The sequence below is a fragment of the Taibaiella soli genome, assembly GCF_003236175.1.
Lineage (GTDB): Bacteria > Bacteroidota > Bacteroidia > Chitinophagales > Chitinophagaceae > QKTW01.
On sequence record NZ_QKTW01000027.1, the window covers coordinates 206,772 to 216,974 of the forward strand.

The 10,203-nt window shown below is 42.2% G+C and carries 9 protein-coding genes; 3 read left to right on the forward strand and 6 right to left on the reverse strand.

From position 1 onward, the window contains the following. Window positions 1-233 precede the first annotated feature (233 nt). The 5 genes from DN068_RS20700 to DN068_RS20720 form a co-directional block, all read right to left on the reverse strand. Window positions 234-1,187: an isoaspartyl peptidase/L-asparaginase family protein gene (locus tag DN068_RS20700; RefSeq protein WP_111000852.1), complete on the reverse strand. Its 954-nt coding sequence runs from the start codon at window positions 1,185-1,187 to the stop codon at window positions 234-236. A gap of 59 nt (window positions 1,188-1,246) precedes the next feature. After that, on the reverse strand, window positions 1,247-1,750 hold the full coding sequence (locus tag DN068_RS20705) for a phosphoribosyltransferase family protein (RefSeq protein WP_165836475.1): 504 nt from the start codon (window positions 1,748-1,750) through the stop codon (window positions 1,247-1,249). A gap of 4 nt (window positions 1,751-1,754) precedes the next feature. After that, on the reverse strand, window positions 1,755-3,008 hold the full coding sequence (locus DN068_RS20710) for an ABC transporter permease (protein ID WP_111000854.1): 1,254 nt from the start codon (window positions 3,006-3,008) through the stop codon (window positions 1,755-1,757). A gap of 259 nt (window positions 3,009-3,267) precedes the next feature. Beyond that, window positions 3,268-4,026 carry a hypothetical protein gene (locus DN068_RS20715; protein ID WP_111000855.1) on the reverse strand — a complete coding sequence of 253 codons (759 nt, stop codon included), beginning with the start codon at window positions 4,024-4,026 and terminating at the stop codon, window positions 3,268-3,270. Then, on the reverse strand, window positions 4,023-4,625 hold the full coding sequence (locus DN068_RS20720) for a DUF5034 domain-containing protein (protein ID WP_111000856.1): 603 nt from the start codon (window positions 4,623-4,625) through the stop codon (window positions 4,023-4,025). Before DN068_RS20720 ends, DN068_RS20715 begins: the two co-directional genes overlap by 4 nt. A gap of 279 nt (window positions 4,626-4,904) precedes the next feature. Here DN068_RS20720 and DN068_RS20725 point away from each other — a divergent pair, with 279 nt between their 5' ends. Beyond that, window positions 4,905-6,122 carry an MFS transporter gene (locus tag DN068_RS20725; protein WP_111000857.1) on the forward strand — a complete coding sequence of 406 codons (1,218 nt, stop codon included), beginning with the start codon at window positions 4,905-4,907 and terminating at the stop codon, window positions 6,120-6,122. Here the strand turns inward: DN068_RS20725 and DN068_RS20730 are convergent. Beyond that, entirely contained in the window at window positions 6,097-6,444 is a 348-nt protein-coding gene (locus tag DN068_RS20730) for a DMT family protein (RefSeq protein ID WP_111000858.1), read from the reverse strand. The two genes, DN068_RS20725 and DN068_RS20730, sit on opposite strands and share 26 nt — an antisense overlap. An 852-nt stretch (window positions 6,445-7,296) precedes the next feature. On the opposite strand from DN068_RS20730, the gene DN068_RS20735 reads away from it, so the two are divergent. Continuing rightward, window positions 7,297-8,076: an IS5 family transposase gene (locus DN068_RS20735; RefSeq protein ID WP_111000859.1), complete on the forward strand. Its 780-nt coding sequence runs from the start codon at window positions 7,297-7,299 to the stop codon at window positions 8,074-8,076. A 328-nt stretch (window positions 8,077-8,404) separates the two neighbouring features. After that, window positions 8,405-9,256, forward strand: a complete 852-nt coding sequence (locus tag DN068_RS20740) for a TIR domain-containing protein (RefSeq protein WP_111000860.1) — start codon at window positions 8,405-8,407, stop codon at window positions 9,254-9,256. Window positions 9,257-10,203 lie beyond the last annotated feature (947 nt).

A 10,203-nucleotide genomic window follows, 5' to 3' on the forward strand; every position in this document is an offset into this window, starting at 1 on the left:
ATGTTAATTCATCGGCGTTAGTGATTGTTGTTACTCGCGTCTTCGCGAGGCACGAAGCGACCTGCACAATAAATTAGTCCAGAAATGCGCGCAAATTGCTTCCTTCGTCGCAAAGAAGCGAGCGAGAACACTTTGCGTAATCTATAAAAAAACAAAAGCGTCTGTTTCCAGACGCTTTTCGCAATATTTATTGATTAGTAACGAATTAACCCTTTGACTTTTTAACGAATTAACTAAATCCCGTAATAAGCGATTTCTTCACGGCCTTCGCTGTTACGCATGGCACGATACATGCCTGCAGAATTGAAGCAGAACTGATAATTACCCAGTGCATCAACCGCAATCACTCCACCTTCGCCGCCGAGTTTTACCAGTTTGTCTTTGATAACAACATTACAAGCTTCCTGGAGGGAAAGACCTTTGTATTCCATCAGGCAGGAAATATCGTGAGAAACGACCGCACGCAGAAAATATTCGCCGTGACCGGTACAAGAAACCGCACAGGTTTTATTGTTTGCATAAGTACCTGCACCAATTACCGGGCTGTCACCGATACGGGCAAAACGCTTGTTGGTCATACCGCCGGTAGAAGTACCTGCCGCAAGATTGCCATTAATATCACAGGCAACTGCACCAACTGTACCGAATTTATGATCTGTATTTGGAATCGGACCTTTCAGATTATCTCCTTTATGATCAAGCTGCGTGAAATTGCTGTCGCGGATTTCCACCCATTGATCGTAACGATCTTTATTGAAGAAATATTCATCCGGTTCGAAAGTAATACCCTGACTCATGGCAAATTCGCCAGCACCTTTACCGCTGAGGAATACGTGACCGGAATGCAACATTACTTCGCGTGCCAGTACAATTGGGTTCTTGATATTGCGCACACCGGCTACGGCTCCGGCTTCCAGCGTAAGACCGTTCATCAGTGCCGCATCCATTTCATGCAATCCTTTCTTAGTAAATACAGAACCGCGACCGGCATTAAAAAGGACGTTGTCTTCTAATGAAGTAATGGCTGCAACAACTGCATCCTGTGCGCTGCCGCCACCGTTCAGTACTGCATAACCCTGATCCAGGGCATATCTCAGACCTGCTGTATATTGTTGTTCCTGAGATTCGGTCATCATTCCGGGATGAATATTTCCCGCACCACCGTGTATTACTAATGTAACTGGCATTTATATTAATTCAACTTTGAAAATTCGAAAAGATACAGTGACGGATTCGACGGTTAAAACTACATGAGATAAGCCTGCATGCTACCATCAGCGTTGCATTCCACCTCGATATGCTCTTGTAACGTTGTTGCAACGGTATGACCAACAATATCCGGAGAAACAGGGAATGATTTATGCTGACGATCTACGAGCACGGCTACCATCAGGCTGGATGGTTCGTAAGCAAGCAATGGTTTCAGTGCATAAGTCAGCGTTTTACCAGAATTGGTAACATCATCGACTACCACAACCGCACGGCCCGTAAGCGATGTACTCATTTTCACATCGTCATTCTGTAATACTTGCTTTTTATTGATCTTAAGGGAAATCAATTCTACCGAGAGCGGAGATATTTTACGCAAACGTTCTGCGAGGCTTTCTGCTACAGCTTTGCCGCCATTTTCAATACCAATCAGGATAATGCTTTGTTCATTGCTGTTCCGTTCCCATATCTGGTAAGCCATACGTTGCAGCTTCCAGTCTATATTTTTCTCGTCAAGTATAAGAATGCGTTCTTTTTGCATAGTATTATGTTGTACGGATTGCATCAACCGGATTGAGTCTTGATGCAGCCCATGCCGGAATAATGCCCGAAAGTACACCAACAATTACGGAGATAAATAATCCGAGAAAGAAGTTTTTAAATGATAATGTGACTGCAAAATCAGCGCCGTACGTCAATAAAAGACTTAGCAGCAGCACAATCACAATACCGATCATACCGCCGATAATACATAATGTAATGGCTTCGATCAGGAATTCTGTAAGAATAGTAGCCCGTTTGGCGCCAATCGCCTTTTTGAGACCGATGATTTTAGTACGTTCTTTTACCGTTACAAACATGATATTGGCAATGCCGAAACCGCCTACCAATAAAGAAAAGAAACCAATCACACCACCAATCATATCGATCAATCCAAATACGGATTGCAATCTTTCGGAGATCTGACTCAGCTGATTAATAGAGAAATTACTTTGCCTGCCCGGGCGAACTTTACGTTCTTGCCGCAATGCCCCTTCTACTTCATCTTTTACATCGCTTACATTATGCCCCGCCGCTGCTTTGACCATAAGCACCGGATCTACATCAAGTGATCGTACATCAGTAACATTTGCCGCAGCATAATAAGAGAAGATCAAACCGTTATCGAAATCAAATCCCGCCATGTTCTGCCCTACTTTCTTCATCACTCCGACGACTGTATATTTTCTTCCGAGAAAACTCACCGATTTACCGATGGCATTTACAGTGCCGAAAAGATCAGCATACACCTGACTACCGAGCACCACAGCATCATTACCTCCTTCGAGCTCGGCTGAACTGAGATAACGTCCCGACGAGATTTCTATATTCTGAATACGGTCAAAATCAGACGTCACCGCGTATCCGCCGATACTGCTGAGTTCTACGTCAAGATATTTTACCCGCAGATTAGATTTTACACAGAGCGTCGCATACTGCACGCCGTTCACTTTGTTCTCTACCGTGCGAAGTTCGTCGACGGTCATACTCGGTCTTCTCCAGTATTCCCACCATTTATATTCGCCGCTGTTATCTGCAGTCCACGGCCAGCGACTGATGTACAGCACATCGCTACCCAATGACGACATACGGGTCTGAATATTGTTTTCCATGCTTTCCAGCACAGTCAGCACGGCGATAATACAAAAGATACCGATGGTAATGCCCAATAACGAAAGGAAAGTGCGCAGTTTATTGACCCTCAGTTCGTGAAGGGCCTGTATAAAACTGGTACTGATGGTCTGCGCAGTTTGATTCATGGATGGGGCAAATTTATAAATTCAAAAGTCAAAAGTCAAAAGTTATAACCGTAGTTTCATTCAAACAGACCTAAAGACCAAAAGTTAAGGCGCTAATTTACTTAGCGCCTTAATTTCTTATTCTTCTTTGCGTGAAACAATCCGTTGTGAGCAACGAACTCCAAATCAGATGCCCGCATTCCTAGAGCCTTGTCCATGAGATGACCTTGTTGTCATATACCACCGCGTCGTTGTGTCTTCGCGTGAAATACACCCCACACTATTTTCTTCCAAACCGGAATTGCAGTCCCACCGAAAGTTGCAGATTGGAAACAGATTGCCTGTAAGTAGTGTTGGTTGTTTTGCTGTTGCCTTCCAGATCGGTAGTGATTGTCTGCAGCTGTGCTTCATAAGATCCGCTAGCAAAAGCGAGACCCGCATTGAGATAGAGCCAGCTTACCAATTCCTTTTGCACTCTCGTGCCAATGGTTGGATAGAAGAATTCGAAAGTACTGGCATCATTCGTATAAGAGAAATCAGTTTGTTGATAATAATTATCATTTTTATACTTACTGTGGAAATGCGCATTTGGTAAGCCTTCTACGCCACCAATCGCAAGTATGATATAAGGTTCCAGTTCTATTTTGCGGAAGCGGAAGTTTTTAGCGCATTCTATTCCTATATATTTAATGGAATATTTATCGCCATCGAGCGTAGCAGTATTGTAAGCATCAGGAATACTCAACACTTGCTGCATATGCTGCACAACCGCATCTGAATTCAGTTTCGCAGACATAGATCCAAAGGAAAGACCCAGATAAATATCCGCACCGAAATATTTTCCGATTCCCATATTGGCGGCGAAACCATATTTCGCAGGGCCTGTAAGAAGATTTTCTGTGCTGTTATGAAACGCTCCGACAGGAAGCGCGAATGCGCCGTTTATATAAATCCGGAAACGGTGATCATGGTCTGTGAGTGATTGCGCAGAAGCCGAACAGCCGATGAGCATTACTAATATGGTAAGCAGTTTTTTCATTTTAATAGTTTTACAGGTGAGGTAGATTGGCTCATGACTTTGCCATTGGTAAAATGCATGGTAACCGTAAATACATGCGTGCCGGTGTCGGAGGGCGCCTGACGCATATAATAAGTGTACAAACCTTGCTGATGGTCTGCAGGATTGCCTGTATAAACTTTGACAGGACTACTGCTGTAGAAAATATCCTGAAGATCAGTGCCGGCCGGATGCTGCGCGTCAAAATCGTGATTACTTGTGATGCGGAAAGTATCCAGCAGGTCGCGGGGACCTGTTGCATCATCACAGTTTTTTTTATAAATGGCTGTTGCGGTTGTAATAAACGGGCTGCGCATGGCAATGTGCGGACAGAGCCAAAGGCTATCGGTAGAGAGCCCGTCGGTAACAGTGATTTGCATCGTCAATGCTTTTGCGTAAAGCTCATTATTAACTATATCGTGCGGGACGCTGTCGCCGTTGTCCATAATCTTTACATCGAGCGAACTAACATAAGTACAGTATCTCGAATGACAATTATCTGGATTGCAACTGTTCAATAACGCGGAGAGCGGCCAGATAGCTGCAAACAATATTGATAAGGATAATAGTTTTTTTCGCATAGGATTCTCAAACGGCTAGGATGAATGATAATGTAAATATATCATCCTTATATAAATGGCACTATACCGTTGGGTAGTTTTCCCGACCGAACGTAAACTATTGCTGATTTTCTGATTACTGAGGGTTGATTTTAGCGCATTATCAAATTGCAAAACTGCCGATTGTTGATTTAACCGTAGTTTTGCATTGCTACCAAATTTTTTCCGTTGCGACTGACCATCCGATTTCTGCTGAAGAATAAATCACTCCGCTTTCCCCTTTTTCGAAACTACCTTACCATGCGTTTGTGTCTGATCCTGGCACTTAATATGCAGTTTACCATTATCAATTTCTGGGTATATCAGCTCACGCATGATGTTTGGGCCTTGGGTAAACTCGGGCTTTGGGAGGCAGTTCCCGCAGTTGGCTGTTCTTTGTTCTCCGGACATTTCGTAGATCAGCGGGAAAAAAAAGGACTTTTGCTGCAGTGTATTATCGGTTATCTGTTCCTTTCTGCATTTTTTGCTTTTACCAGTATGCAGAACGCGAATGGACATTTCACAACATCACTCACCGAAAATCTTATTTATCTCGGCGTATTTATCGGTGGTGTGCTTCGCGCCTTTCTGAGCCCTTCGGCATTTGCGCTGATGGGGATGCTGGTGCCGCGTACCGAATATCCGAATGCAACGACCTGGAGCAGTACAGCCTGGCAAACAGGCGCAGTAGCTGGTCCTTTGATTGCAGGTTTATTGATTGCATTTACCCATCTCGACGTAAATCTTCATTATCTGGATGTAAGCCTTTGGTCCGTATTTGTAATACAGATTATTGCGGCTGTGGCAGTAATGCGCATTCCAAAGCAACCGATTTTGCAGAAGCAAAAAGAACCGATTCTAAAGAGTCTGAAAGAAGGTTTAAACTTTGTGTTTAAGACACAGATCGTATTAGCAGCTTTGTCGCTCGATATGTTTGCCGTATTGTTCGGTGGTGCGATTGCGCTTTTGCCTGCATACAAAGAGATCCTCAATGCTAACGGCTTTCAATATGGTATGATGCAGGCCGCACCAGGCATTGGTTCGATTATTACCTTATTTACATTGTCCGTATTGCCGATCAAGAATAATCCGGGCAGAAAACTGCTGATTTGTATTGCTGGTTTTGGCGTCAGTACCATCATATTCGGTTTGTCTACGGGCTTTCCGTTGGCATTTGCGATGTTACTGCTTACCGGAATGTTTGATGGCGTGAGCGTAGTAATCCGTGGTACCATTCTACAATTATTTACTCCCGATGAAATGCGTGGCCGTGTATCTGCGGTGAATACCATGTTCATTAGTTCTTCCAATGAGATTGGTCGTGCGGAAAGTGGCCTGACCGCTAAATGGATGGGCACAGTTCCTGCGGTTATCTTCGGTGGTATTATGACTATTGTAGTGGTGATCGTAACTTATTTCGCGGCACCGGCTATTAGAACGCTTAACCTTTCCGCTAGCGAGAAGCCGGAAGGAACATAAAATAAACGGCACCGATTATAAAGACAAACGCAACGATATAGTTCCAGCGAATGGATTCGCCGAGGAAAAATACTGCGAACAGGCAGAAGATGCTCAGTGAAATGATTTCCTGAATGGTCTTTAGCTGAAATGGTGTGAACCCTTCTTTCTTACCGAAAATATTATTGGCGGGTACCATGAACAGGTACTCGAAAAAGGCCACGGCCCAGCTCATCACCACGAGTTTGAGCAAAGGCATATCGCTGGTATCTTTCTTTAAGTGCCCATACCAGGCATAAGTCATAAAACAATTGGAGGCGATGAGGCAGAGAATGGTGCGCATGGGTCAAATATACGGCCTCCTCTAACTCATCCAAAGGAGGAGGACTTTCCGCACGAGCATACCGGCTGGTCTCTTATTGTCGTATAACGACACAATGTGTATACAACAACACAATCATTATACAAATTTGGAACAATCTGAGATCAAAGATGGTAACGGGAAAATCTGTCAGGAAGAGAAAATGTTTAAAAAGACTTAGTTAACATTTTCAGGCCGCCATAATGAAAGCGCCACCAGCTCCTGATTAATTTCATTCGATGCTCAAGCATCACTTTCAAATGGTTCTCCCAAACTCAATTTGACAATTTGCTTCTCCGATCCTCTAATACCAAATTGCGAATCGAATGCAACACAGTAAAAGAGGACGATTACATTTCAACATTTTTACCTTTTCCTTTTTAAACAACATCTTTCGCAAGACAAATTGGCAATTTGTTTCTATGATTTTTTTGACTTTCAACAAAACTTATTTCGACATTTTTATCATTCTGTCTTATCCGTTCGATCGATGCTTCTTTGGAGGACTTTAGAGAAATGAAGCATAGCAAAACACTAACAAACGGTTAGTAATGAATTACATAGAACAAGTTTTGCTTTGGTAAAACTCATACTTTTGAAGCCGATTAAAACATCTATAGCAAACAAACAATGTAATATTTCATGAAGACATTCTAAAAACCACAATCCAACCTATAGCATCCCCCCGAATAGGAATCGGCTTCCACCGGACTAACTGATAGGCAAAACCTGACCGTCAGATTAGTTCATTGATTACACAACGAATCAAACAAATCCGATGTCAAAAATAAAGCAACAGAATTCCACGGGTACTTATCAAACACTATTCGGCAGATGTCCTTCCCTTCAGATTTAACCAATTCGCAATGGAAAGCCATATCAGCCTTTTTACCTGTTAAAACCAAAGGGATCCATAATTTAAGATCAATCATAAATGCATTATTCTATATAGTAAAAACCGGTTGTCCATGGCGTTATTTGCCTCGCTGCTTTCCACTGTGGCAATCTGTTTATTACCATTTTCGCCGCCTTCAAAGTATCGGTGTGCTTAATCGTTTGATGTCGAAATTCAGAACACTTTTACGTGTCAATGCAGGTAAAAGTCCGCAGCCATCGGTCGCATTAATCGATTCTCAAAGCATTCGCACTGCCGCCGGGGTCAGTAAATCGAAAGGTTGGGATGGTGCAAAGAGGTTGGTTGGCAGAAAACGTCATCTTGTTACAGATACACTTGGACTTCCCCTTGCCCTATGTGTTACCAGTGCCAGCGCTTCTGACCGTGAAGGTATGGCGGCAATGACTCCGTATTTAAACCGGATATATAATCTGAAAACGTTGTTTGCGGATAGCGGCTATATGGGTATACATATTACAGACGCACGACTTATAATTACCTCCAGAAAAGCTATCGCCGACAAATGCAACAGTTTGTCGGGTGTTCTGACAGAGACTTCCGGAACAAAACCTAAGCGATGGGTTGTAGAAAGAAGCTTCGCATGGATCGGACACTACAGGCGACTGGCTAAAGATTTCGAACGACACACAGCATCTTCCGAAGCGATGATCAAAATTGTATTCATTAGCATTATGCTCAGAAGACTCAATGTGGTATGACCATACATTTTTCACCGATTTGGGTGTTTTTTAATTTTTTTTTGCCTTTTTCTTCCAGGTTGATGATTCTTTAAGTTCTGGCCACCTGAGCAGGCTTTAACGAAATACCAAACCATAAATAATTGATAAACAAAAACAAAACAAATACAACTAAGACATTTTGTGTCGTTTTAGCGTTTATTTTTGTTGAGTCGGTTAACGAATAAAGCATCAGATCTTCCCCCCAATCAATAAGTTGCTCGCCGTTTTCTCATAATAATCATGCTCCGCTTTATCAGCGAAGTTTTACCGATTAAAAAATCAAAATTCATCTTTTAAAAGACAAATCATGTCAAAAGCAAAAAGGCAGCTAAGCGAATCCAGCATGTTGGTGGTTGGAAAGGAATATTTTAAAGACGAGCTGAATAAACGAATTCAGTTGGGAGAAGAAATTTACGGAAGGCAAATTCAAACGACCAGGCAGCTTGAGCAAGCGAAGGAGGATTACTACAATTGGGATAATTTTAATTCAGAGCTCATTAAACAGTCGTTTAATAATCCGGAAAATGAATATCTGAGAGAATATGACAATGTCAACAGTATTTACATTTTTACTAGAAAATCACCGGCAGAAGAACTGAAAGAATTTGTAGAAGATGTAAATAATAAAGTAAATAAATTAAGACAGCTTGTAGCAAAACTGTCTTTAATAAAAACTGAAATAAAAGAACCAGTTCTCGACCTAGTATCCCCAGAAGCGAGCAACAAGGTTTTTATTGTACACGGCCATAACAACGAAATTAAAGTCAATGTGGCGAGGTTCATCGAGAAGCTTGGCCTGGAGGCAATCATACTGCACGAGCAGGCAAATGCAGGAAAAACCGTTATCGAAAAATTTGAAGAGCATACCGATGTAGCTTTTGCAATAGTTCTTTTGACAAACGATGATTTTGGGAAAGCCAAGAAAGCCGAAAATCTAAATGAAAGGGCTCGACAAAATGTGATACTTGAGCTTGGATACTTCATTGGAAAATTGACCCGAAAAAGAGTTTGCCCACTTTATACATCTGGAGTTGAGCTGCCGAGCGATTTATTGGGATTGCTTTATATAGAACTTGATTCGCAAGAAAGCTGGAAATTCCAACTGATGAAAGAATTAAAAGCCGCGGGGCTGAACATCGACGCTAATAAAATGCTATAGAACTATGCTGAATTATCTTTTCGACCAGCTCACCAGATTTGCTGATTCTTTCAAAAGTCTGCCTCAGGAGCAGAAGAAAGAAAATGCTCTCAGATCAATTAGCCATGCATTAAACGAGACTTGCCTTTATTATAGAGACGGGGAGAATGGGTATCTGCCCGATCGCGACCGAGAAAAAATGCTAGTTAAATATTGGTCAGCTGCGGCAATAGCAATCCAGCGGTACGATCCCGATCTAGCAGTAACATGTGATCTTAAATCTGAATTTTGGGTAAATCCTGACAATTTCAATTACGACGACATTGAATCTTTAGGAATTGGGTTGAATACCGTGCGGGAAACATATTGGAGACTCTTGAACCCCAGGGGCCATAATAAATTGAGAAACGTTCGTAGGCGACAATGACTAATTATGCAAAAATATGAAACCCGCGAGTCTCTCCCCTTGCGGGTTTCTAAGCATTTAGCTCGTTACCATTTTAGATTATTTCACATTTCTCTACTCCATTCTAATTTCTTGCGATCTCTTTTTGAAGGAAGTCTGTTGTTTTTTGACAATTTGGCCCATGAGTTTTCAAACTTGTACGGCCGAGTTTGTGAAATCGTCCGTATGAGTTCAGCAAATCGTAAGGACGATTTTTAGAGCGTGTGTAAGACTGGCTGTAGTGATGGACTGTGGCAGGTTATTTTTCGGCACGAAAAACTGCTCTAAACGATGTGGTTTACCAACGCGAAATCAGGTTGCGACGTTGTCGTACCTCCTCCTCGCAATGATTGCTATGACTTAACGAAATACTTTTTATGCTGCTTTTTGATAGTTATTCACATATTTTCTTTGATTCTTGATGACAGCAACGACCCTTAGCACCATTTTATTCCTGATTGCATTAATTATAGTCAGATCGTGTTTGCCTTCGGCTTTTTTGCGTTCGTAATAGTTACGGAAT